The 23,131-nt window shown below is 70.3% G+C and carries 19 protein-coding genes; 9 read left to right on the top strand and 10 right to left on the bottom strand.

Annotated elements, in window-relative coordinates:
* Window positions 1-7 precede the first annotated feature (7 nt).
* The gene (locus U9J66_RS15410) at window positions 8-334 is read left to right on the top strand and encodes a tetratricopeptide repeat protein (protein WP_014910171.1); all 327 of its coding nucleotides are present in this window, start codon (window positions 8-10) and stop codon (window positions 332-334) included.
* A 70-nt stretch (window positions 335-404) separates the two neighbouring features.
* Window positions 405-1,541: a PLP-dependent cysteine synthase family protein gene (locus U9J66_RS15415; protein WP_161110322.1), complete on the top strand. Its 1,137-nt coding sequence runs from the start codon at window positions 405-407 to the stop codon at window positions 1,539-1,541.
* A gap of 33 nt (window positions 1,542-1,574) precedes the next feature.
* Here U9J66_RS15415 and U9J66_RS15420 read toward each other — a convergent pair whose 3' ends face one another.
* Entirely contained in the window at window positions 1,575-3,680 is a 2,106-nt protein-coding gene (locus U9J66_RS15420; RefSeq protein ID WP_017533833.1) for a DNA gyrase/topoisomerase IV subunit B, read from the bottom strand.
* A gap of 494 nt (window positions 3,681-4,174) precedes the next feature.
* Here U9J66_RS15420 and U9J66_RS15425 point away from each other — a divergent pair, with 494 nt between their 5' ends.
* Window positions 4,175-4,402, top strand: a complete 228-nt coding sequence (locus tag U9J66_RS15425) for a DUF7455 domain-containing protein (protein ID WP_026124873.1) — start codon at window positions 4,175-4,177, stop codon at window positions 4,400-4,402.
* A 64-nt stretch (window positions 4,403-4,466) separates the two neighbouring features.
* Here the strand turns inward: U9J66_RS15425 and U9J66_RS15430 are convergent, their stop codons facing one another.
* Window positions 4,467-5,159: a GNAT family N-acetyltransferase gene (locus U9J66_RS15430; protein WP_202421432.1), complete on the bottom strand. Its 693-nt coding sequence runs from the start codon at window positions 5,157-5,159 to the stop codon at window positions 4,467-4,469.
* A gap of 140 nt (window positions 5,160-5,299) precedes the next feature.
* Between U9J66_RS15430 and yaaA the strand changes: the two genes are divergently transcribed.
* Window positions 5,300-6,094, top strand: a complete 795-nt coding sequence (yaaA, locus tag U9J66_RS15435; RefSeq protein ID WP_161110324.1) for a peroxide stress protein YaaA — start codon at window positions 5,300-5,302, stop codon at window positions 6,092-6,094.
* Between the two features lie 283 nt (window positions 6,095-6,377).
* Here yaaA and U9J66_RS15440 read toward each other — a convergent pair whose 3' ends face one another.
* Window positions 6,378-8,048: an RNA polymerase sigma factor gene (locus U9J66_RS15440; RefSeq protein ID WP_199806169.1), complete on the bottom strand. Its 1,671-nt coding sequence runs from the start codon at window positions 8,046-8,048 to the stop codon at window positions 6,378-6,380.
* A 195-nt stretch (window positions 8,049-8,243) separates the two neighbouring features.
* Window positions 8,244-10,301 (bottom strand): SpoIIE family protein phosphatase, encoded by a 2,058-nt coding sequence (locus tag U9J66_RS15445; RefSeq protein ID WP_199806168.1) that lies wholly within the window; start codon window positions 10,299-10,301, stop codon window positions 8,244-8,246.
* Between the two features lie 581 nt (window positions 10,302-10,882).
* Between U9J66_RS15445 and U9J66_RS15450 the strand changes: the two genes are divergently transcribed.
* Window positions 10,883-11,170 (top strand): hypothetical protein, encoded by a 288-nt coding sequence (locus U9J66_RS15450; RefSeq protein WP_017533828.1) that lies wholly within the window; start codon window positions 10,883-10,885, stop codon window positions 11,168-11,170.
* Between the two features lie 130 nt (window positions 11,171-11,300).
* A complete protein-coding gene (locus U9J66_RS15455) occupies window positions 11,301-12,911 on the top strand; it encodes a hypothetical protein (RefSeq protein ID WP_014909002.1) in 1,611 nt (536 codons plus the stop codon).
* Between the two features lie 10 nt (window positions 12,912-12,921).
* Here the strand turns inward: U9J66_RS15455 and U9J66_RS15460 are convergent, their stop codons facing one another.
* The 4 genes from U9J66_RS15460 to U9J66_RS15475 all read right to left on the bottom strand — a co-directional run bounded on the left by U9J66_RS15460 (window position 12,922) and on the right by U9J66_RS15475 (window position 17,837).
* Window positions 12,922-13,719: a tyrosine-protein phosphatase gene (locus tag U9J66_RS15460; RefSeq protein ID WP_042284848.1), complete on the bottom strand. Its 798-nt coding sequence runs from the start codon at window positions 13,717-13,719 to the stop codon at window positions 12,922-12,924.
* Window positions 13,720-13,763: 44 nt separating this feature from the next.
* The gene (locus U9J66_RS15465; RefSeq protein ID WP_326338017.1) at window positions 13,764-14,498 is read right to left on the bottom strand and encodes a nucleotidyltransferase family protein; all 735 of its coding nucleotides are present in this window, start codon (window positions 14,496-14,498) and stop codon (window positions 13,764-13,766) included.
* Between the two features lie 40 nt (window positions 14,499-14,538).
* The gene (locus tag U9J66_RS15470) at window positions 14,539-17,004 is read right to left on the bottom strand and encodes an AAA family ATPase (protein ID WP_326338018.1); all 2,466 of its coding nucleotides are present in this window, start codon (window positions 17,002-17,004) and stop codon (window positions 14,539-14,541) included.
* A 134-nt stretch (window positions 17,005-17,138) separates the two neighbouring features.
* Window positions 17,139-17,837: a ribonuclease HII gene (locus U9J66_RS15475; RefSeq protein ID WP_042284845.1), complete on the bottom strand. Its 699-nt coding sequence runs from the start codon at window positions 17,835-17,837 to the stop codon at window positions 17,139-17,141.
* A 183-nt stretch (window positions 17,838-18,020) separates the two neighbouring features.
* Between U9J66_RS15475 and U9J66_RS15480 the strand changes: the two genes are divergently transcribed.
* The 3 genes from U9J66_RS15480 (at window position 18,021) to U9J66_RS15490 (ending at window position 19,700) form a co-directional block, all read left to right on the top strand.
* A complete protein-coding gene (locus U9J66_RS15480; RefSeq protein ID WP_042284978.1) occupies window positions 18,021-18,629 on the top strand; it encodes a DoxX family protein in 609 nt (202 codons plus the stop codon).
* A 73-nt stretch (window positions 18,630-18,702) separates the two neighbouring features.
* Window positions 18,703-19,359 carry a hypothetical protein gene (locus U9J66_RS15485; RefSeq protein ID WP_026124868.1) on the top strand — a complete coding sequence of 219 codons (657 nt, stop codon included), beginning with the start codon at window positions 18,703-18,705 and terminating at the stop codon, window positions 19,357-19,359.
* A gap of 152 nt (window positions 19,360-19,511) precedes the next feature.
* Window positions 19,512-19,700 (top strand): hypothetical protein, encoded by a 189-nt coding sequence (locus tag U9J66_RS15490; RefSeq protein WP_014911775.1) that lies wholly within the window; start codon window positions 19,512-19,514, stop codon window positions 19,698-19,700.
* 100 nt (window positions 19,701-19,800) lie between these two features.
* Here U9J66_RS15490 and U9J66_RS15495 read toward each other — a convergent pair whose 3' ends face one another.
* The gene (locus U9J66_RS15495; protein ID WP_017533824.1) at window positions 19,801-21,258 is read right to left on the bottom strand and encodes an SPFH domain-containing protein; all 1,458 of its coding nucleotides are present in this window, start codon (window positions 21,256-21,258) and stop codon (window positions 19,801-19,803) included.
* Window positions 21,259-23,040: an SPFH domain-containing protein gene (locus U9J66_RS15500; protein ID WP_014912156.1), complete on the bottom strand. Its 1,782-nt coding sequence runs from the start codon at window positions 23,038-23,040 to the stop codon at window positions 21,259-21,261. It abuts the gene before it with no gap.
* Window positions 23,041-23,131 lie beyond the last annotated feature (91 nt).

Consider the following 23,131-nt stretch of genomic DNA (forward strand, 5'->3'; position numbering starts at 1 on the left):
GAGCACCGTGGAAGAGAGCACCTACGACACCTACAACCAGGCCCGCATCTACCTGGAGTTGGGCGACCCGATCTACGCCGCCCGCATCCTGGCCCCCGTGGTCGAGAACGAGCCCGGCAGCCGCTCCCTGTTGGAGCTCCTGGGGCGCGCCTACTTCCTCTCCGCCCAGCTCCACCGGGCCGAGGCGACCTTCCGGTCCCTGATCGAACTGGATCCGGTGGACCACTGGGCGCACATCGCGCTCGCCCGCACCCTGGAACGCCAGAGCCGCCACGAGGAGGCGGCGACCTACCGAAGGATGTACGCCGTGATGTCCGGGGGCTCCCTGGACTGACCGGGGCCGTCCGGGGCCGGAACCCGAGGGCCCGGCCCCTCTCCCCCGGCGGGGGCGTTACCCTGCGGTCATGGCTCCCACATCCGACCGCCCCGGACCCGACTCAGCGTGGGTCGACCGTTCCTCGAACCCCGCGCGCGCGTGGGCCGACGAGGCGGTGCGCAAGGTGATCGCCGACGACACCCGTTCGGCCGACACCCACCTGCACGTGTTCCCCCTGCCCCCGGAGTGGGGGATCGACCTGTACCTGAAGGACGAGTCGGTCCATCCCACCGGCAGTCTGAAGCACCGTCTGGCCCGGTCGCTGTTCCTGTACGGGCTGGCCAACGGTTGGATCACCGAGCACACCACGATCGTGGAGGCCAGTTCGGGGTCGACGGCGGTCTCCGAGGCCTACTTCGCCCGCCTCCTGGGGCTGGACTTCATCACGGTGGTCCCGCGCAGGACCAGTCCGGAGAAGATCGCGCTGATCGAACGCCACGGGGGCCGTTGCCACTTCGTGGACCACCCGCCCGAGATGTACTCCGAGGCCGAGCGGCTGGCGGCCGAGACCGGCGGCCACTACATGGACCAGTTCACCTACGCCGAGCGGGCCACCGACTGGCGGGGGAACAACAACATCGCCGAGTCGATCTTCCAGCAGTTGGAGATGGAGCGGCACCCCTGCCCGGACTGGATCGTGGTGGGGGCGGGCACCGGCGGCACGTCGGCGACCATCGGTCGTTACCTGCGCTACCGACGGCTGCACACCCGGCTGGCCGTCGTGGACCCGGAGAACTCGGCCTTCTTCCCCGGCTGGGTCACGGGGGCCTCGGACTACTCCAGCGGCATGCCGTCCCGGATCGAGGGGATCGGGCGCCCCCGGATGGAGCCGAGTTTCGTCCCCTCGGTCATCGACCTGATGATGCCGGTCCCCGACGCGGCGAGCATCGCCGCGATGCGCCACCTCAACGATCTGACCGGACGCTGCGCGGGCGGTTCCACCGGGACCAACCTGTGGGGCGTGTGGCACCTGGTCGCCCGGATGCTCCGTGAGGGGCGCCGGGGCAGCGTGGTCACCCTGATCTGCGACGGCGGCGAACGCTACCAGCACAGCTACTACAACGACACCTGGGTGTCGGAACGGGGCCTGGACCCCGCCCCCTACCGGGCGGCCATCGACCGTTTCCTCACCGAGGGCGTCTGGGAGCCGCCGGCCGGCCCCTGACCCCGTGGCGGGGCCGGGGCCGGGCGCGACGACTCAGGCGTCGATGCGCTCCAGGTCCAGCTCCTGGGCGCCCTCCTGGATGAACCGGCGGCGCGGGGCCACCTCGTTGCCCATCAGCAGGTTGAACACCGAGGCGGCCTCCTCGGCCTGCTCCACCCGGATACGGCGCAGGGTCCGGTAGCGCGGGTCCATGGTGGTCTCGGCCAGCTGGTCGGCGTCCATCTCGCCCAGACCCTTGTACCGCTGGACCGGCTCCTTCCAGCCGACCTTGCGCTTCTCCAGGTCGAGCAGGGTGCGCTGGAGCTCGGCGTCGGAGTAGGTGTAGATGTAGCGGTCCTCGGGCTTGGCCCCGCGCTTGCGCCGCACGTTGGTCAGCTCCACCCGGTGCAGCGGCGGGACCGCCGCGTAGACCCGGCCGGCCTCCAGCATCGGACGCATGTACCGGTAGATGAGGGTGAGCAGCAGACATCGGATGTGGGCGCCGTCCACGTCGGCGTCGGCCATGAGGATGACGCGGCCGTAGCGGGCGGCGTCCAGGTCGAAGGTGCGGCCCGAACCGGCCCCGACGACCTGGAGGATCGCGGCGCACTCGGCGTTCTTGAGCATGTCCGCGACCGAGGACTTCTGGACGTTGAGGATCTTGCCCCGGATGGGCAGGAGGGCCTGGAACTCCGAGTCCCGGGCCAGCTTGGCGGTGCCCAGCGCCGAGTCCCCCTCGACGATGAACAGCTCGCTGTGCTCCAGCCCCTCGCTGCGACAGTCCACCAGCTTGGCGGGCAGAGCCGAGCTCTCCAGGGCGTTCTTACGCCGCTGGGTCTCGCGCTGCTGGCGGGCGGCCAGGCGGGCCTTGGCGGCGCCCACCACCTTCTCCATGACGGTGCGGGCCTTGGCCTTCTCCGTCTTCTTGGTGGAGGTGAGGAACTCGCGCAGTTCCTGGCCGACCACCTGGGAGACGATCCGGGACGCCGCGGACGTGCCGAGGATCTCCTTGGTCTGGCCCTCGAACTGGGGCTCGGGGAGGCGGACGGTCACGACCGCGGTGAGCCCCTCCTGGGTGTCGTCCTTGGTGACCGGGTCGTCGCTGTTCTTCAGCAGCTTGGTGGCGCGCAACTGGTCGTTGATCACCCGGACCAGGGCCCGCTCGAAGCCGTTGATGTGGGTGCCGCCCTTGGGGGTGGCGATCACGTTGACGAAGGAGCGGACGGTGGTGTCGTAGCCGGTCCCCCAGCGCAGGGCGACGTCGACGTCCAGACGTCGTTGGACGTCGGCGGGCACCATGTGGCCCGACTCGTCCAGGACCGGGACGGTCTCGGTGAAGGTACCGCTGCCCTGGATGCGCAGGACGTCGCTGATGGGGTCGTCGGGGGCCAGGAAGGTGCAGAACTCGCCGATCCCACCGTCGAAGTGGAAGGTCTCGGTGTAGGGCTCCTCGCCCTCGACGCTCTCGTCCCGGACGGCGATGGTCAGGCCGGGGATGAGGAAGGCGGTCTGGCGGGCCCGGTCGAGCAGGTTCTCCCGGGCGATCTCGGCGTCCTTGAGGAAGATCTGCCGGTCCGGCCAGAAGCGGATGCGGGTGCCGGTGATCTTCTTGGCGATCTTGCGGACCTGGTCCAGCCCGGAGGTGGGGGTGAACTCGGCGTCGGGGCCGGGGCCGGCGAAGCGTCCGGCGATCCCTCTGCGGAAGCTCAACGCGTGCGTGTGCCCCTGCCGGTCGACCTCGACGTCCACCCGGGCCGAGAGCGCGTTGACCACGGAGGCGCCCACGCCGTGCAGACCGCCCGTGGCGGTGTAGGAGCCGGAGCCGAACTTGCCGCCCGCGTGGAGCTTGGTCATGACCAGCTCGACACCGGACAGTCCGGACTTGGGCTCGATGTCCACGGGGATACCGCGGCCGTCGTCGCTCACGGAGACGGAGCCGTCGGGGTGCAGGGTCACGTCGATCCGGCCGCAATAGCCGCCCAGGGCCTCGTCGACGGAGTTGTCGATGATCTCCCACATGCAGTGGGTGAGGCCGCGGCTGTCGGTGGACCCGATGTACATGCCCGGCCGTTTGCGCACCGCTTCGAGTCCCTCGAGGACCGACAGGTGTCGGGCGGAGTAATCCTCGGGATCGTGGACGGCTGCGGTCAAGGCGGTCACTCGGACATCTCCTGCGTCTTGAGGGCCATCGGGGCGCTGATGCGGCGTGTGCCCTTTGTACCGCGCCGCACCGACGGTTCGAGGGGGCCAGGCTACGACGGGCCGGGGGGCCGTGCCGTGGCGAGGGCCGTGGCGGGCGGGGTCGTGTCCTCCCGGGAGGCGCTCGCCTCGACGTCCGGGAGACGTCGTCTCCGGAAGCTACTGTGACCGGTCGCACAGACCGACGAATCGGCTCCGTCAGGCCCGCTCCGCGCGAGACTACCACCTCTGATGGTCGCTACCTGGATACGCCCGTTTTCCGGGGATAGTCGAGGCTTACCCCGGGGTACAACCAGGAGTGCATACGGCTTCCGGCCGGAAAGACCCCAAGGGGCACCCTCTAGGCACGGACCGGGCGGATTCCGCTGTCGGCGTACACGGAACCCGGTTGGGAACGTCTGGGTCGGGTTAGATGTTGTCAGAGGTGACTAACGCCGAGTATTGAGGATGGCGAAGTGACTGGAACCCTTGCCCCCACTCAGCCGCTGACGGCTGCCGACCGTTGCGACCGTTGTGGTGCACAGGCCTACGTCCGGGTGCTGCTGAACTCCGGCGGCGAACTCCTGTTCTGCGCGCACCACATGCGCAAGCACGACGACTCAATCCGCAAGATCGCCTCGGACATCCAGGACGAGACGAGCAAGCTCACCGAGAGCAAGAACGACAACGCGGACGAGCGTTAGCCACGACGACCAAGAGACGATGACGGCGGTCCCCGAGGGGGCCGCCGTCGTCGTGCGAAGGATCTCAGTCCGGCAGGACCCGGTTGTGGTAGCGCGAGACCTCCACGAAACCCGAACTCCGGTACAGCCCTAGCGCGGGCCCGTTGGCGGCCACCACGCACAGGTAGGCCCGGCGGGCCCCCTTGTCGTGGGCCCAGGCCAGCAGGTCGGCGAGCACGTCCCTGGCGATCCCCCGGCCTCGGGCCGCCTCGACCGTGCCCATCGAGCAGATCGCCACCGATTCCCCGTCCAGGACCGCGCAGCCGCGCCCGTCCCCGCTCTCGTGGACGCCGTAGGCCGCCGTCACCGCCCCCAGGATCCGCACCACGCCGTCGGTCCACGCGGGATCGGAACCGGCCCCGGCGAACAGCTCGATCCAGCGGTCGGTGGGCCGGTCGTGGATCCGGGTCCGTCCGGGGGCCTTCGGCCGTTCGAGAGGCTCGCGGGCGAGCACCAGGGTGGGCTCCACCCGCTCGTACCCGTGCTCGGCCAGACGGGCGTCCGTCTCCTCCTCGCCGGGCCACACCTGGACGCAGGGACGCAGCCCACGGTCCCGGTAGAACCGGGTCACCTCCGCGACGTCGGCCTCCGGGGACTCCAGCAGGGCGCAGTTGGCCCGTTTGGTGACGCCGTCGGCCAGGCCGAAGCGCCAACCGGCGCGCGTCTCGACGTGGAAGGGCGGCCAGTCCCGGGTCACGCGCGCGGCCCATGGGTGCATGTTCGTCTCCTCACGAGGGGGTGTTCTCCGGCTCTCAGAACCCTGCCGGCATCCACGCCCGGGAGGCACCCCGGGCCCTCCGTACACGACCTAGCATGGGCTCCGTCCCAGGACACACGACGTTCGGAAGAGAAACACGCATGCTCATCCTGCTCCCGCCCTCCGAGGGCAAGGCCACCTCCGGCGACGGCCCCCGTCTGGACGTGGACTCGCTCACCCTCCCGGGGCTGGCCCCGGCCCGGGAGCGGGTCGTCGAGGCGCTCACCGAGGTGTGCTCCGGCCCCGAGGACACCGCGCGCGAGATCCTGGGTCTCTCGGTCTCCCAGACCGACGCGATCAAGCGCGACCTCGACCTGGCGGTCGCGCCCACGTTGCGCGCCGCCGACCTGTACACGGGCGTCCTCTACGACCGGTTGGGGCTGCCCGACCTCCTGGCCGAGCGTGGCGAAGCGACCCGGGAACGGATCCTGGTCTTCTCCGGACTGTGGGGCGTGGTGGGGCCGGACGACCACCTGCCGCCCTACCGTCTGTCCATGGGGGTACGACTGCCGTCCCTGGGCGGGTTGGGGGCCTACTGGCGCAAGGCGCTGACCGGCCCCCTGAACGAGCTGGTCGGAGACCGTCTGGTCGTGGACTGCCGCTCCTCCTCCTACGTCGCGGCCTACAGGCCGGCCGGGGAGGTCGCGGAACGGAGCGTGGCCGTGCGCGTCCTTCGGGAGAAGGAGGTCGACGGAGAGCTCCGACGCTCGGTGGTCAGCCACATGGCCAAGGCCACCCGCGGCGACATCGCGCGGGTCCTGGTCCGGGAGGGCGTCGAGGCGCGCACCCCGGAGGAGCTGGTCGCGGCGCTGCGGGACCTGGGGCACACCGTGGAACTCCAGGAGACGGGCGGGCCGGGCAAAGCCCGCACGATGGACGTCGTCGTACGCGACTGAGTCCGCGGCGAGGCCCCTCACGAACAGGGAGATCGTGCCCGTAAAGCGGATCAGGGCGACTTTATGCCACACCTACAGAGCGTCCGGCACCATGATTCGCATCGGATGGAGATCGGACTCCGTGCGGGGGTGAGAAGGTACTCGGCTCTGTAAGGGACACGCGGGGGTCGCCACACACCCGTGAGCAGCTTCGGGTACACACACGCGCAGGCGCGCCTTCCCGCGGGAGCGGGAGGCGCGCCTGTGTCGGTCCACGGCAGCGGGCCGATCCTGGGCCGACCGATCAGTCCAGGTAGTCGCGGAGCACCTGCGAACGCGAGGGGTGACGGAGCTTCGACATCGTCTTGCTCTCGATCTGCCGGATGCGCTCACGGGTGACCCCGTAGACCTTGCCGATCTCGTCTAAAGTCTTGGGCTGACCGTCGGTGAGCCCGAAGCGCATGGAGACCACGCCGGCCTCGCGCTCGGACAGGGTGTCCAGGACCGAGTGGAGCTGTTCCTGGAGCAGGGTGAAGCTGACCGCCTCGCCCGGCTGGATCGCCTCGGAGTCCTCGATCAGGTCGCCGAACTCGCTGTCGCCGTCCTCGCCCAGCGGGGTGTGCAGGGAGATCGGCTCACGGCCGTACTTCTGCACCTCGACGACCTTCTCCGGGGTCATGTCGAGTTCCTTGGCCAGCTCCTCCGGGGTGGGCTCGCGGCCCAGGTCCTGGAGCATCTGACGCTGGACGCGGGCCAGCTTGTTGATGACCTCGACCATGTGCACCGGGATACGGATGGTGCGGGCCTGGTCGGCCATGGCGCGGGTGATCGCCTGACGGATCCACCAGGTGGCGTAGGTCGAGAACTTGAAGCCCTTGGTGTAGTCGAACTTCTCCACCGCGCGGATCAGACCCAGGTTGCCCTCCTGGATCAGGTCCAGGAACAGCATGCCGCGGCCGGTGTAACGCTTGGCCAGGGAGACGACCAGACGCAGGTTGGCCTCGAGGAGGTGCTTCTTGGCGCGGCCGCCGTCCTCGGCGATCCACTCCAGCTCGTCCCGCAGCTCGAAGGTGAGGACATCGGCCTCTTCGGAGAGCTTCTCCTCGGCGAACAGGCCGGCCTCGATGCGCTTGGCGAGCTCGACCTCCTGCTCCGCGTTGAGCAGCGGGACCTTACCGATCTGCTTCAGGTAGTCCTTGACCGGGTCGGCGGTGGCGCCGGCCGCGACCACCTGGGCGGCGGGGGCGTCGTCGTCATCGTCGTACAGGACGAAGGAGTCGTCGTCCTTGCTCGGCTTGACGGGGGCGCCGACCGTCTCGGGCTTGACCGGCTTGACGTTGGTCTCGGTGTCGGGGGTGTCCTCGACCAGCTCCAGCTCGGCGCCGGTGTGCTCGAGGTCGTCCTCCAGACCCTCCTCCGCGAAGTCGCCCGCGTCCGAGGCCAGTTCGAGGTCCTTCTTGGCGGACTTCTTGGTCGCGGTCTTCTTGGTGGCGGTCGCCTTCTTGGCGGCGGGCTTCTTGGCCGCGGCCGCCTTCTTCGGGGCCGCCGCGCGCTTGGCGGTGGTCTTCTTGGCCGCGGGCTTCTCGGCGGGCGCGCCCTCGGAGTCGTCGACGACGGCGGTGACCGTCTCCGGCTGCTCCTGGGCCGCCGCCGCGCGGGTGGTGGTCCGGGTGACCTTGGCCGACCGGGTCGTGGTCGAGCGGGTGGTGGCGGATCGAGAGGTCGTCGTCTTGCGCCGCGTGGTCTTGCGCCGCGAGGAGGCCGACTCGGGGACGAGTACGGTCACGCCCTCCTTGGCCAGGCTGCGGAGCACGGACTGCGCCTGCGACATCGGGATTTCGGCCTCTTCGAAGGCACGGCGCACGTCCTCGGGCTCAAGAAAGCCCTGGGACCGCCCACGCTCGATCAGCTGCTGAATGACGGGCTCTTGCAGTGACTCGGACTGCTTCGAGCGAGTCGAACTGGCAGATGACACAAACACCTCTCGAACGGACGTGTGGCGAGATTTGTCGGACCCGGTGGTCCGTCGTTGGCCGGGACCGGGCACTGCACCCTCTCCCACCTGTGGCCTGGATCGTCCCCACTGGGCGGGGAAGCCGGGGTCACCTCCGCTTCGCGGGGCGCGGCGGCTTCTTCACTGTAGGCAAGGCAATGGACTTGTTCGTACGATCTACCGCTCCGACACGGAATCGATCACCGGAAGCTGAACGGCCAGCAGCGTGACATCATCGTCCTGCTCATACCCCTTCAGCATGCTCTCAACAAGGTACTCCAGCATCTGCTGTGGATCGCCCACCACGTCGGGCCGGGCCTCGGCAGCCTTCCGCACGAGTTCGTCGAGACCGGCGTCGACCGATCGTTTGCGGTTCTCAACCAGTCCATCGGAGTAGAGGGCGACCGTGTTACCGGGTTGTACGAAGAATTTGTGATGGCCCCGGTCGGAGCTGACCCCGAGCGGTGTATCGGGCTCGGTGTCGAGCAGTGAGGGCCCGGCGTTGCCGGCGACCACCAGCGGCGGAAGGTGTCCCGCGTTGCTGAGGTCGAGTTGTCCGGTCACCGGGTCCAACACGAAGTAGACCAGGGTCGTCACCTGATCCATACCCTCCGTGGCCGTGAACATGCGGTCCAGTCCGGTCAGGACGTCCGCGGGTTCGGGCATGGAGAACGCCAAGGCGCGCAACGCGTTGCGGATCCGACTCATTCCCGCGGCGGCCGGGATGCCCTTGCCCATGACGTCGCCGAGGACGCCGGCCACGCGGCCGTCCGGTAGAGGGAAGGCGTCGTACCAGTCGCCGCCCACCTGGACGTGCTGGGAACCCGACCGGTAGTAGGCGGCCAGTCGCACCCCGCGCACCTCGGGCAGCGCCTCCGGCAACAGGCTGCGCTGGAGCTCCTCGGCGGTGCCGTGCTCGCGCTCGTAGACGATGGCCCGGCCGATGGCCAGGGCGCACTGCCCGGCGAGCGCTTCGAGGAAGACGCGTTCCTCGTCGGCGACCTCGCGCTGGGCGTCGAAGGAGAAGCGCAGGGCGCCGATGGGCCGGCCCGCCGTCATCATCGGCAACGCCACCCAGGCGCGTTCCCGGGTGCGTTCGATGAGCGCCTCGACCTCGGGGGCCCCGTCGAAGAGCGCGCGCAGCTCGGCCGGTCCCGAGACCAGGCAGGGCGTGCGATCGGCGACCGCCTTGGCCGCGATGTCGGGATAGTCCAGATCGAACCCGCGCTCGGGCGGCCCCTGCCGGCCGTCCGCGGAGAGCATGCGCAGCCGCAGCCGATCGCGGTCGAAGAGGACCAGCGAGGTGTGGTCGGCGCCCACGCCCGAGCGGCCGATCTCCGCCATGGCCTGGACGACCTCGTCGGCGGTGAGCGCCTCGGCCAGGTCGGAGGTGGCCTTCTGGAGCCGGGCGGTGCGCATGGCCGCCTCGCTGAGCTGCTGGTTGAGGCGCTGCCGCAGTTCGTCGGCCTCACGCTCGGTGGTGACGTCGATCAGCGTGCCGACCCATTCGACGGTCTCGGTCCCGTCCATGATCGGATGCGCCCGCGCCCGGTAGTGGTGGTGTCCGCCCACGCGCGTGCGCACGCGGAAGAGTGCGTCGAAGGGGGTGACGTCCAGGACGGCGTCCTCCCATGCGCGCTCCACCCGGGGCCGGTCCTCGGGGTGGAGGGCGTCCAGCCAACCGTGGCCGAGGTAGGAGTCCAGGTCCTGGCCGGTGAGCGTGCGCCACTGGGGGCAGTCCTCGCGGATCTCTCCGGCGGGACCCGCCGACCAGACGATCTGGTTGCCCGCTTGGAGGAGGGCGCGCAGGCGCTGTTCGCCGCGGCGGGCGCCGTCGTCGTCGACGTCGCGGGCCGCGATCAGGGCGATGTGCTCTCCCCCGTCGGTCGGGTCCTCGACGGGGAACCAGGTCAGATCCCAGACCCGACCGTCGGGGGTGCGGTGCCGACCGCGGACGGCGCGCCCGCCCTCACGCGCACCGGTCAGACAGGCGACCTGGGCCGAGGCTCCGGCGGTGTCGCCGGCCTCCTCCAGGACCTGGCCGGGGGTGCGCCCCAGGCAGCGTTCGGGGGTGCTGCCGAAGACCGCGGCCATGCGCGGGTTGATCGAGCCGAAGGCGTCGTCGGGACCGAGCAGGGCGAACCCGATCGGAGCGTCGGTGAGGAGGGTTCTCACCGCGTCTGGCAATTCCGCCACACTGATCCGAGGTGGGGGAATGGACGTCTCGGCGCTCAACTGCTCGACACCTCCGGAGCCGTCGGAAATCCCCAGCCGGGTTTCGTTGGGGGTCGTTCTCGGACCACGTGGTCCCTGCGCATCGTGCGCGCCACCCGTTCCCGGTGGCGCCGCCGCTCGGGGTGCGCGGCGCCGATTCCGATCGGGGGGCTCCGCGGCTCCCGAGGGTCATGTCCCCATGACTCCTCTCGGCCGCTGTCACGGCTCAAGCATAAGACACACCCGGCCGGGCGCAACGGCCATGGTGGCGGGGGTCCGGGTTGCCCGCGGAAGGTAAATAATAGGCCACGAGCCGACCGCGCCTCCTCGGATCCGGGGTTTCACCGGCGTGTTCTCCGGCCATTCCCACCGACGGACGGATATCGACGATCGGCGGTGAACACCGCAGAACAGGGCCGTTGTGTGCCCGAAACACCCTTTTCGTCGAGATGACACGCGATAACGACGTGACCTGAGTAAACATCGTCCCCCTCAGGTTTTATCCTCAGCACGCCGGTCGAGGGGTTGACAGTGCGTTCAGAACAAGTGAAATGGGTGGAGGTCACCTTCCCGACCATCTTCAGCCAGGAGTGTGAGCGAGAATGCTCCAGACCTTCCCGGTCCAGGATCTCAGGCGGATCTCGGCCAGGCTTCACGACGAGTTCAGCGGGCTGTCCCACCGCTGTGTCGAGCGCTGTGTCAGCGACGCCTGGAACTGCGCCGAACACCTGGGCATCGAGGTCACACCGCCCCTGGTCGAAAGGGTGGCCCGCGAGCACCTGGAGGCGATGGTGAACTCCGTACCGCCCTCGCAGGTCACGAGGAAGGCCCCACGCCGCTCCGGCACCACCCTGTTCACCGGTCACCGCACCGTCCCCGAGCCGCGCTGACCCGCGACCGGAGACTCTCCGAGACCACACGCGGGCTCACTCCCCGCGCCGACTGGCATACGCTCGGGACGTGCCCTCCGCGACGCCCCCGCCCACAGGACCCGACGTTCCCGCCGCAGCCTTCGAGGAGATGCTGCGCGCGGCCCGAGCGCTGCTCGCCATGCGACACCCGCTCGACGCCGAGCTGTCCTTCAGCGAACTCCTGGGTTCCTGGTGGGGCGCCCGGCTGCCCGGAGTGGACGTGGAGCGACTCCTCGGCGAGGGCCTGATCACCCACGCCACCGCCTCCGGAAAACCCGCCGGCCTGGGGATCCTCGCCGCGATCACCGCCCTGGGCACCTCGTCCTCCCAACGCGATCTGGCGGAACAGGGCATGATCGCCCTGCGCGAGCGAGGCCTTCAGGCCCCCGCCTGGGCGGACCAGCTCGGCGCGGTCACCCCGGTCGCCGCCTACGTCCACGGCGATCTCTTCGGCGACACCGACGACGTGGTGTGCGTGTTCAGCAGGGACGCGCCCGACCACAGCGGGGCGCTGCCGCCCGAACACGCGTTGATCCTGGTGCTGGACCACAACAGCGGCGGCCTGCTGCGCGACGCCTGGGTGACCACCAAGGTCGACCTCCTCCTGGACCAGTGCCGTGAACGGGCGCGCGCCGACGACTTCGTCCGCTTCGAGCAGTGGGAGCTGAGCGAGGCCCGTTCCGTGCTGGTCCGTGCCTTGGACCGGACCGAGAGGGTGGCCACCGGAGTCGAGTCCGACCCCTCGACCGGTCCGATCGTGGAACCGGTGGGGATCTCCTCGGCCGATCTGACCGGCGGCTCGCTGGCCGCGCACTTCGCGTTGGCCTCGGCGCGCGTCAAGCGTCTGCCGTCCCCGCCCGAGGGGGTGCCCGACACGGTCCCGGTGTGGAGACGCGACCGTCGTGCCGTGCTGGCCGCCCGCTTCCTCGCGTCGGAGCAGGCGGCCGAGTTGTCGGACTCCTACGCGGCGAGCCGGTGCGTCGACCACATCATCGCGCACGGATGCGACGTGGACTCCGGACGTCCGCTCAGAGTCAGCCCGCGCAAGGTCGAGTCGTTCCTTCTCCACTGGCTGCCCGGACGGGTGGTCCTGCTGCCCGAGGAGCAGGAGGCGATGCCGCACGTGCTGGCGGCCTGGGTGCGCTGGGCCGGGGAGCGGAGCCGGCTGCCCGAACCGGCCGTGGGCGCCACGTTGGACGCCGTGTGGGAGGCGACCTCGGCCTTCTCCCGTGTCTATCGGGACCCGGCCCGCCCCTTGGGCCTGCGTCACGAGGCGGTACGCCGTCTTCTGCCCGACGGCGACTTCGCCTCGCTCGCCCGTCGGATGTTCGCCTTCCCGCTGCTGGCCAGCGAGCTCATGACCGGGGACCCCGAGGAGTTCGACCCGGCCACCTCCCGCGGCCGCCGGGCCCTGCTGAGGCTGGACCACTACGGCGAGTACGAGGCGGCCACCCCGCACAGCGGTCGACACCACTCCACCGGCCAGGACCACTGGTACCGGCCGGTGAGCGGGACCGATCCCGAACGCGAGCGGGAGCTGGACCGCCACGAGCGGCTGGCCGAGCGGCTCTGGGACGGCCGCCCCGCCAACCTGTGGGCCGCCGCACGGCGCCTGTTGGACCGAGGGGTGGACCGCCCCACGGTGCTGTCGTCGCTGAGCGAGGTGCTGTTCGAGTCCACCGGCGAGAGCGACCTGCGCCGCCGTCTCGACGCCCTGTGACCCTCGCGGATCAGTCGAGCATGCGGTCGGCGAACTCCTCCAGGGTGGCCTGTGAGAGGCCCAGCCCCTCGGCCACGTAGGCGTCGAAGGAGCCGTACACCGTGTCGACGGTGGTGAAGGCCTTCTCCAGGTAGTCGGCCCGCACCCGGGTCATCGGCGCGATGTCCTCCCAGGGCAGGCCGCTGTCGGCCGAGATCGTGCGCATCCAGTGGTCGGTGGCGGCCTGGCGGTCGTTGCTGACGAGGTAGTCGGCGACGATGGCCTCGCGCTCGACCCCCAGGAGGGTGAGCAGCAGCGCGGCGCCCCATCCGGTGCGGTCCTTGCCGGCGCTGCAATGGAAGACCAGCGCTGTCGGCCCCTTGGCGGCGCGTTCGACCAGTTCTCGGTAGCCTTGGAGCGCCTCGTCCTCGGTGACCAGGTCGCGGTAGACCGCGAACATGAACCGTTCCGCGGCGCCGTCGCCGAACACGGCACGGGCCCGTTCGGGGTCGGACAGGAGGTCGACGAAGTTGGCGCCGGCCGCCTCGGCGTTCTGGACCCCGATCGCCGCGTACTCGGCGCCGTCGGGGATCACGTCGGGGAGACGGTCCCGCTCGTGGGAGGTGCGCAGGTCGATCAGCTGGCGGATGCCGAACCCGTTGTAGGTGGTCAGGTCCGGTTCGGAAAGGGTGTGGAGCGCGTCGGAACGGTAGAGGAGACCCTCGCGCACGGTACGGCCTTCTCGCGTACGGTGGCCGCCGAGGTCACGGAAGTTGGGGGCGCTGGAGAGGAGGAAACCGTCATTCGTCACGATGGCGACACTACCCACCGACCCGGCGCCCCGTCATCACCCGCCCCGACGCGCTCGAAGGTTCAGGCCGCGTTCTCCCGCATGGCCTCGATCTCCGAACCGGCCTCCTTGACGTCCTTGGCGGTGTCCACACCGCGCCAGAACCCGTCGATGCGGTAGGCGGTCAGCCGCCCGGCCTCGGCCAGTTCGGGGAAGGTCGAGGACTCGTGGTCGCCCTTGACCGGCAGGAGCGGGGTGATGCCCGCCTCGAAGAGGTAGACGCCCGCGTTGATCCAGACCGGGAGCAGGGGGCTCTGGGTGAACCCCTCGATCCGGTCCTGGTCGTCGACGTCGACGATGCCCCAGGTCGTGCGGAAGCGGGCGAGGGCGAGGGTGGCCAGACCGCCTCCGTCCCGGTGTCGGGCGGTGAGCTCGTCCAGCGGGAACCAGGTGAGGACGTCGCCGTTGAGGGCGAAGTAGGGGGCGTCGGTGTCGCGCAGTCCCTCGGCGGCGTATCGCAGGGCGCCGCCGCGGCCGAGCGGTTCGTCCTCCACCCTCAGGGTGATCTCGGGTCCCTCGGTGCGCTCTTGGAGGTGCTCGCGCAGGACCTCGGCCTTGTAACCGCAGGAGACGACGACGTGCTCGACCCCGTGCGAGGCCAACCACTCCAGTTGGTAGTCGATGATCGGCCGTCCGGCCACCTCCACCATCGCCTTGGGGCGGGTGTCGGTGTAGGGCCGCAACCGGGTGGCCTGTCCGCCGGCGAGGATCAGTGCCTGCGTGACGGGGGACCCGGTGGATGAGGATGAGGCGGTCATGTACCGGACAGTAGCATCGTCGGGTCGGGATTCCCGGCCTCTACTGGGTGGCGTCGGAATAGGCCTTGCGCACGTCCTCGCTGGTGATCACCGTCAGCTCGGCGGCGGTGGCCGACTCCCCCACCTCCTGGGAGACCCTGAGGTCGCGGTGGGAACAGGAGCGCTCGTACAGGGAGCGGGCGAAACGTCCGTTGCCCAGCTCGTCGATCCAACCCGCCTCGCACACGTGCGTGAAGATGCTGGACAGGTCCTCGTGCGCGGTGTCGTCGAAGGTGTCGCCGTTGCGGGCGGCCACCGTGTCGGCGATCTCGGACAGCTCCCAGGGCGTGTAGGAGGGGAAACGCACGCGTACGTTGAACCGTGAGGACAGCCCCGCGTTGGAGGCCAGGAACCGGTCCATCTCGGCGGTGTAGCCCGCCAACACCACGACGAGCCGGTCCCGATCGTCCTCGGCCCGCTTGAGCAGGGTCTGGATGGCCTCGGCCCCGAAGGCGTCGCCACCGCTGTAGCCGGGGTTGACCAGGGAGTAGGCCTCGTCGACGAACAGGACCCCGCCCAGGGCCCGGTCGATGAGCCTGTTGGTCTTGACCGCCGTGGCCCCCAGGTGCTCCCCCACCAGGTCGGCGCGCTGGGCCTCGACCACCTCGGCGCGACCGAGCATGCCCAGGGCCGCGAAGACCCGGCCGAGCACACGGGCCACCGTGGTCTTGCCGGTGCCGGGAGGGCCGGTGAAGACCAGGTGGCGCAGGGGAGGCTGGTGCGGCAGCCCCTGTTCCTCGCGCAGACGGGCCACCCGCAACTGCGCGACCAGGGAACGCACCTGTTCCTTGACCGGCTCCAGCCCGATCATGCCGTCGAGTTCGGCCATCGCCTCCTCCAGCCCCGGCGACTCGCCGAAGCCGGGCAGGCGCGAGGTGAGCTCGGTGTAGGCGGTCTCGACGTCGACCGCGCGCACGGTGACGAGGTCGTCCGCGCTCGGACGGCGGACCGGTTCGTCGCCCTCGGCCCCGGAGGTGACCACGCGTACGTCCCGGGCCTGGCAGCTCTTCTCCACCATGGAGCGGGCGAAGCGTCCGTTGCCCAGCTCGTCCACGGCCTGGCGTTGAACGGCCTGGTCGAACCTGAGACGCAGGGTACGGGCGGCGTCGGCGTCGAGCAGGTCGCCCCTGTGGGAGACGAGTCGCTCGAAGATCCGGAACAGTTCGTCGGCCGAGTAGCCGGGGAAGTTGATGCGGGTGGCGAACCTGGAGGCGAGACCGGGGTTGGAGGCCAGGAAGGAGTCCATCTCCTTCTCGTAGCCGGCCAGGACGATGACGAGGCCGTCGCGATCGTCCTCGGCCCGCTTGAGCAGGGTCTGGACGGCCTCGTTGCCGAACCGGTCGGCCTGCCCGTCGCCCTCGTTGACCAGGGAGTAGGCCTCGTCGACGAACAGGACCCCGCCGAGCGCGCGGTCGATGAGCTCGTTGGTCTTGATGGCGGTGGCGCCCAGGTACTCGCCGACCAGGTCGGCGCGCTGGGCCTCGACGACCCGGGAGGTGGGCAACAGCCCGAAGGAGTGGAAGATGGTGGCGAGGGTGCGGGCGACACTGGTCTTACCGGTACCCGGCGGCCCGGAGAAGACCAGATGACGCAGGGGGCGTTCGACGGAGAGGCCGGCGTCGGCGCGCAGTCGGGCGGCCTCGATGGAGGCGGCCAGCCCCCGTACCTGCTGTTTGACCGGGTCGAGGCCGATCATGTCCTCCAGCTCGGCCAGGGCCTGGTCGACGGGGATCGGTTCGGCCTCTTCCTCGTCCCGTTCGGGGGCCCCTCTTCGGGGCGCGTCGGAGCCCCGACCGCGCAGAGGCGGCGCCTGGGCGGTGTCCTTGCGGACGCCCCCCACCGGAGCCGCCGTCCCGTCGCGGCTCACGGCCCCGCTCTCACGTCGTTTGCGGTCGTTCTCCCTGCTCTCCTTGACCACCTGCCCCGAGGCGAGCAGACGCCACAGCAGGCAGGCCCCCGCCGCGACGTAGAGCGCGGCGATCCCGGCCTCGGCGGGGAAGGGTTCGACGAGCATGCCGAACAGGGCCACCGAGAAGCCGGCCACCAACCCCGCGGTCAGACAGAGCAGCCCGGTGTGCCAGACCGGGAATTCCCGGACCCGGGAGGCGGCGAGGGTCACCAGCAGGGGCAGCGGCAGGACCAGAAGGACCACCGGCCGTCCGGGCAGCGGGATCTGGAACAGGGGGACGGCGAGGATCAACCAGACGGCGGAGACCACGACGGTGAGGAACGCGTCGAGGGAGCGCATCAGGGCGCCGAAGGCGATGAGCAGCAGCAGCGCGCCGAACAGGATCGACATCACCGGCAGGCCCAGGACGAGGGAGACGACGCCCACCACCGTGAGCAGGACCAGGGCGGCGACGAGGCGACGCCCCAGGGGGACACGGTGGTAGACCGCCCGTAGACGGTCCAGCCCCGAGGTGGGTGCCGAACGCGCCGCGGCGGTGGAGCTCGTCTCGCGCGTCATCCATGCCCCTTCCTGCGTGGGGGTCGCGTGACCGGCCCGGGGGCGGGCCGGAGGGTATCGGGCAAGGAACAGCCTTGCCCCAACCGGGGCAGGATGTCCAGTGCGGGGCGGCGTGTCGTCGGCCGCCCTCGGGGTCAGAAGAGCGGGGCCGGGGTGGCGGGGACCGAACGGGTGACGCGCAGGTGACGCCAGCGGGGCAGGGCGTCCAGGTAGGACCAGCTCATCCTGTGGTGGGGGGTGGGCCCGGCTTCGGCGAGGGTCGCCCGATGGACGGGCGAGGGGTAGCCGGCGGCCTTCTCGAAACCGTAGCCGGGGTGGTCCTCGGCGAGCTCGGCCATATGGGCGTCACGGTGGACCTTGGCCAGGATCGCGGCGGCGGCCACACTGACGCAGGTCAGGTCGCCCTTGACCTGGGTCCTCACCCTCCAGGGGGCTCCGATGAAGTCGTGCCGGCCGTCCAGGACGACGGCGTCGGGGCGGGGGTCGAGGGCCTCCAGGGCGCGGCGGGCGGCGCGGTGCAGGGCCTCGGTCATGCCGACCTCGTCGATCTCGGCGGGTGAGGACCAGCCGAAGGCGTGGGCGGCGACCCAGGGTTCGATCTGGAGGGCCAGTTCCCTGCGGCGCTTGGGGGTGAGGCGCTTGGAGTCGGTGAGACCGGCGGGAGGCTCGCCCTCTCCGGGGATCGCGGCGCAGACCAGCAGTGGTCCGGCCCAGGCCCCGCGCCCCACCTCGTCCATCCCCGCCACCACCCGCGCGCCCGCGGCGCGCAGTTCGTTCTCCACCTCGAAGGTGGGGGCGGGCGGGGGGCTGTTCTTCTGGGAAGTCGTCGACACGGCTCCCACCCTAGGGCGGCCCGAACACCTTCCGTGTCGCTTTCCCGGCCCGGCGGAGGCGAACGAGGCGTTTCCCCGGGGTTTTGCGCGACCCACCGACCATGACACTCGGTCATGCCTCATCACTTTAGGTAGTTTGCGCTTGTCATCATCGCCATGCCGGGTCCCCCGGGAGGAATGGACATGCAGCAGAGCAGGCCCCGGCCCACGACCGGGCCCAGGCCGCGCCCCCGCAGACGCCCCTTCGCCCGGATCTCGCGCGGCCGCCTGTACGACGTCGTCTCCGCCGGGGCCAGGGTGGGCGTGGGATGGGTGTTCGCCGAGTACGGCCTCGCCCTTCGCGGCCGGGAGGACGTGGTCGCCGAGCGCCTGATCGACGCCGGCCTCTCGCCGATCGCCTTCGTCTCTCCTCTCGTCCCTCCTCTCCTCGTGGCGCTCTCGATCTCCTTCGCAGTGGGGCTGCTCACATGGCTGACCGGTCCTCTGCTCGCCCTGGCCGCCCTCGTCGGCACCTTCACCGCCGGGGCCGAACCGCTCTCCCTGTTCGGCTCCTGGGGGTCGACCATGCTGGTCATAGCGGTATGCGCTCTCTTGGCGGTGGGCGGCGGACGGTGGTCCTGGGACCATCTGATCCTCGGCACCGGGGCCACCGGGGTCCGACGCCGCGGACGTCGCTCGACCTCGACCGTCGGGAGGGGCTCCCCCACCATTTCTCCCCGTCGCCCCGAACACGCGCCACCGCTGCTCTATCCTGTGGACCAGGCCGCGCTACGACGGCCGTCTCGCCTGTGACGCGGCCCACCTCGCGCCTCGTGCCGTTCCGCCGGCCGCGTCACCACGACTCGGATTCGGTGGGGGGAACGCCATGTCCGCCTCAGCTCCCGGCACACACCCTGACGGGTCCGTGGCCAAGCTGATCGAGATCTCGGAGAAGCCCACTCCGGGCCGGCGCCTGATCGACTGGGCCTCGCGCCCTCCGGGGCGGCTCTACATCCCCGCCTGCGCGCTGGTCGGACTGGTCCTGCTCTTCGAGGACAGCGTGCCCGCCGGGCACCTTCCCTCGTTCGTCATCGGTCTCGGCGGCGGTCTGCTGCTGGCCGGGATGGGCGCCCTCCGGCTGGGGATCGCCCTCGCCGTCGCCCGTCCGATGATCCGCCGTTACTGGCTGCGCTGGATCAGCGCCCCGTTGATCGCCACGGTGGCCCTGGGCCTGGCCGTGGCCGACGTCCCGCTGCGGACCCGGATCGACCTGTCCTCCGAGAGCCTCATCGAGCTGCGCGAGGAGACCGGCGCCGCGACCACCATCCCCCTCAACGGGGAGTGGACGGGCCTCTATCCCCTGACCAGCGTCTCCGATGACGGGGAGACCGTCCACTACACGGTCGAGGGCGCCGGGCTGTTCCAGCCCTCGGGGCTGGCCTACAGCACCGAGGAGATCCCCACCGGGGTCTTCGTCCCCGGCCAGGGGTCGCGGGTCTACGAGCACGTGTCCGGAGACTGGTACGTCTGGGTCGACCACTGACCCCGCGCGCCGACTCTTACCCGGTTCTTTGCTCAATACTGCCCGGATCCAACCGGACTCTCACCCTCGACCGATAGGGATGGTGGAGCCCCCAGGGAGACCCCCGACGAGGTTCTCCCCCAGGTAGGTCCACTCACCCGAGGAGATTGTCCATGCGCGAGTTCGCCCTCACCCTCCACGTTCGTATCCACGACTCCATCACGGCCCTGCGTCGGGCCCACGCCATAGGAGACGACGATCTGGCCACCGCCCAGGCGGGCGAGGTGGAGGACCTGGTGGAGATCGCGGCCCGCCACGGCATCGATATCGCCGGCTACGCCGCCCTCTCCCCCACCGGCTGAGGACCCGCGCGAGGGCACGAGGGACGACGAGGGCCCCGCGCCCGCCGACACCGGAGATCCGGACGGCGGGCGCGGGGCCCTTCTCCTCGCGGGGGTACGGTCAGCGGCGACGACGCCCCTGGTCCCCGTAGCCCTCTCCCCGCTCGAACTGCTGACGCATCGCGGTGTCCTGCTGCTGCTGGTACTCCTCGGACATCTGCTGCTGGCGCGCGGCCGCCGCGGCCACCGCGCCCTGCGCCGAACCGAGGGCGTCCTGGGCCCCCTGCGCGGACAGCGACGCGCGCGAGCCGCTCGCGCCGTTCATGACCTGCGGCAGCAACTGGGCGGTCAGCAGGGTGGACAGCGCCGAACCGTCGCCGGTACCCCCCTCGGTCTGGACCACGACCGGGCGCGGGGCCCGCTCGGCCAGCACCGCGCCCACGTCCAGGCGACGGCGGGCCAGCTCGTACTCCAGGACCGCCCGGTTGTCCCGGTAGGCGGTGGCCAGACGCTGCTGCGCCTTGGCCTCGTTCTCGGCGGCCACCAGGTCGGCCCGGCCGCGCGTCTCGATCTCGTACCGCACCCGCTGGGCCTCGGTCTCCTGCTCCTCCAGCATCTGGGCGACGTCCTTGCGCGCCTTGTTGAGGGAGGCGTTGACCTCGACGATCTTGGCGTCACGGGTCTTCTTGGAGCGCTCGATGTCCATGAGCAGGGTGTCGATACGACGCTTGCGGGTGAGCTCCCACTCCTGCTCGTAGGCGACCAGCTCCTTGGCGACCCGTTCCCGGGTGGCCAGGTGCTGCTGGTACTGGTTGGGCAGCTGCACGTCGGGGATGTTGCAGCCGGTGATGACCACGCCGTACTTGCGCAGCTGCTCGTTGAGCAGGCGGCGCATGTCCTCGACGTTGGATCCGCGCAGGTCGTAGGCGGACTCGGTGTTCACCTGACGGCTGCGCTGACGGATGGCGTCCTGCACCGCGCTGGACAGCACCAGGTCGAAGTTGCTCGCGCCGATGGTGGTCACGAACGCGTACGGCTCGTCGATGCGGAACTTCAGGAAGAACTCGATCGACTTCAGCGGCACGTTCTCCCGCGTGGGGCAGGCCAGGACCGGTGCCGTGTAGGGGATCTCCGTACGGGTGTCGACCACGAAGTCGACGCGGGCCCACGGGTGCCACAGGTAGTGGCGGCCCGGGCCGATGCTCCTGGCGTAGGCGCCGTACTTGGTGAGGATGCCGGTGGTGCCCTCCTCGATCTCGACGATCGATCCGCGCCACCACCACAGGACGGCGGCCAGCACGCTGAGGACACCGACGATCAGGGTGGGCACGGCCAACAGGGACGAGGCCCCCAGCCCCTCGCCGATCACGACGCGGATGGACATGACCAGCGCGGAGAGCAGCGCGAACAGGCCGAACCAGACCAGGATCATCCAGCGCAGGCCCCGGTTGTCGCGCGGGATGACGACGGGGACGATGGCCCCCTGGTCTCCACCCCGTAGAAGGCCGGCGAGGTCGCCCCACGAGGCGAGGGACTCCTTGATGTTGGAGCCGCTACCGGGGTTGAAGGACTCGCTCATCTACTGACCTCCCGGGTTCTGGCCGCCCTGCGCCCACGGGGGCAACGGCGGGTCCTGCGGGTTCTGCGGCGTGGTGTCGGGGGACGGGAGGGCGGAGGCGTCGGCCTCGGCGTCCTCCTGAGCGGCCTCGGACAGACGCTCGTCGATGGCGTCGTCGCTCACCGACTGGCGGATCTCCTCGACCAGGTCCTGTCCCGGGTCCTCCGCGGCCGGGCCGCGGACGTCCTCGGAGTCGCCCTCGACGATCTCCTCGATCTCCTGCTGACGCCGGGCGATCCGGTCCTGGATCTCACCGAGGCGACCGCGGATCGCGGCCATGTCCTCGTCGGAGAACAGGGCGGTGTCGGCCTGGCCGATGATCTCCTGGGCGATGCGCAGGTAGTCGACGCTGGCCGCGTCTCCGGAGCCGATGCGCAGCACCTGGGGCAGGCTGTCGGCGACCGCCTCCAGCTTGTCCAGGAGGTTCTCCCGGAAGCGGTAGTTGAGGATCTCCGGGGCCTCGGCCGCGCTGACGGCGCGGATGTCCAGGGCCTGGGCCTGGAGGAGCGCCGAGTTGGCGTTGGCCTCGGACTCGGCCTCCACGAAGCGCTGCCGTGCCAGGGCACGGGCCCGGTTGGTCTCGCGCTCCAGGGCGGTGTCCATCTGCGCCTGGTACTGGGCGATGTCGGCCTGGATCGCCGACAGGGTCTCGTTGAGGGTGGCGAGCTCCTTGTTCAGGTCACCCTCGTTCTGTTCCTTGCGCAGTTGCAGCTCGTACTCGAACGTGTAGGCGTCCTTGGCCACCCGCACCATCTCCGGGGCGGCCAGGTCCATCCGGTACTCCTGGCTGGAGGGCTCGGCGTGGGTGATGTTCGCGCTGGTGAGGACGACGATCCCGCTGAACTGCCGGTTGAGGGCCTCCAGGAGACCGTGGGTGGACTCGCCGACCATGTCGTAGATCGCCGAGGCCTCCTGCTCGTAGATGAGGCTCCGGGTCGTCTCGGAGATCGCGTTGTTGAGCTTCTCCTGGAAACCGGGCACGCCGCCCAGGGTGTAGACGAAGTCCGTGGCGTTCTCGATCTTGAACTGCACGAACAGGTCGACGGAGGCCTGCACGCCGCTCTTGGTGGGGGCGGAGCGGATGGGGGCGTTGAAGGGGTACTCGCGCGTGGTGTTGACGATGTAGGAGACGCGCTTCCACGGGTTGAGCAGGGTGACCCGACCCGGCTGGAAGAGGTTCTCCATCTTGCCGAAGCGGGTGACGATCGCCTGGCAGCCCTCGGGGACCATCACCATGCCCTGGCGCCACCACATGAAGGCGGTGACGGCGAGGGTGACGAGCCAGTAGTGGAGGCCGAAGAAGGGGTGGAGCAGCGGGTTGCTCCCCAGGGTGACCGTCTCCGGAACCACGACGGCGACCGTGCCCACCAGCCCCAGGGCGATGAGGACGATGGCGGGGAGCATCGTGACGAAGGTGCGTCCCCGGGGGATCACCATCGGGCAGATGACGTGGACGGGGCCGCCGGAGCCGCGCTCGTAGTAGCTGCGGTTGAGCGCCTCGCCCGCGTTGTTCAGCGAGGTGGTCTTCTGTTCGATGCGGGTGTCGACGGAGGTGCCCTGCTCACGCGCGGCGATGAAGTCGCGCGGGTCGAGTCCGCCCTCCGAGCCCTGTCCGGACCCTTGGGAGCCCGATCCGGACATCTGGCCCGCGGCCTGTTGGACCGCGTCGGTGACGGCCTGACGCGGATCGGCCCCTTGGGCCATCGCACCGGCCGCACCGCGCACTGTCTGCGCGAACGACATAGGCAAGCACTCCATTCTGGAACAGCGGGAACTGACGACTTCGACGCGGCGTACACCGCTCGGGTTCCAGGTGAGAGCGGATTTCGTACGC

Origin of the sequence: Nocardiopsis sp. LDBS1602, assembly GCF_035818715.1 — a bacterium.
In the GTDB taxonomy this organism is placed as follows: Bacteria; Actinomycetota; Actinomycetes; order Streptosporangiales; family Streptosporangiaceae; genus Nocardiopsis; species Nocardiopsis alba.

Bases quoted from the DNA above. Each gene is read 5' to 3' on its own strand.
- U9J66_RS15450 (WP_017533828.1), top strand. From the start codon at position 10,883: ATGCTCCAGACCTTCCCGGTCCAGGATCTCAGGCGGATCTCGGCCAGG.
- U9J66_RS15480 (WP_042284978.1), top strand. From the start codon at position 18,021: ATGCAGCAGAGCAGGCCCCGGCCCACGACCGGGCCCAGGCCGCGCCCC.
- U9J66_RS15500 (WP_014912156.1), bottom strand. From the start codon at position 23,040: ATGTCGTTCGCGCAGACAGTGCGCGGTGCGGCCGGTGCGATGGCCCAA.
- U9J66_RS15465 (WP_326338017.1), bottom strand. From the start codon at position 14,498: ATGACCGCCTCATCCTCATCCACCGGGTCCCCCGTCACGCAGGCACTG.
- U9J66_RS15415 (WP_161110322.1), top strand. From the start codon at position 405: ATGGCTCCCACATCCGACCGCCCCGGACCCGACTCAGCGTGGGTCGAC.
- U9J66_RS15470 (WP_326338018.1), bottom strand. From the start codon at position 17,004: ATGACGCGCGAGACGAGCTCCACCGCCGCGGCGCGTTCGGCACCCACC.
- U9J66_RS15430 (WP_202421432.1), bottom strand. From the start codon at position 5,159: ATGCACCCATGGGCCGCGCGCGTGACCCGGGACTGGCCGCCCTTCCAC.
- yaaA (WP_161110324.1), top strand. From the start codon at position 5,300: ATGCTCATCCTGCTCCCGCCCTCCGAGGGCAAGGCCACCTCCGGCGAC.
- U9J66_RS15495 (WP_017533824.1), bottom strand. From the start codon at position 21,258: ATGAGCGAGTCCTTCAACCCCGGTAGCGGCTCCAACATCAAGGAGTCC.
- U9J66_RS15455 (WP_014909002.1), top strand. From the start codon at position 11,301: ATGCTGCGCGCGGCCCGAGCGCTGCTCGCCATGCGACACCCGCTCGAC.
- U9J66_RS15485 (WP_026124868.1), top strand. From the start codon at position 18,703: ATGTCCGCCTCAGCTCCCGGCACACACCCTGACGGGTCCGTGGCCAAG.
- U9J66_RS15490 (WP_014911775.1), top strand. From the start codon at position 19,512: ATGCGCGAGTTCGCCCTCACCCTCCACGTTCGTATCCACGACTCCATC.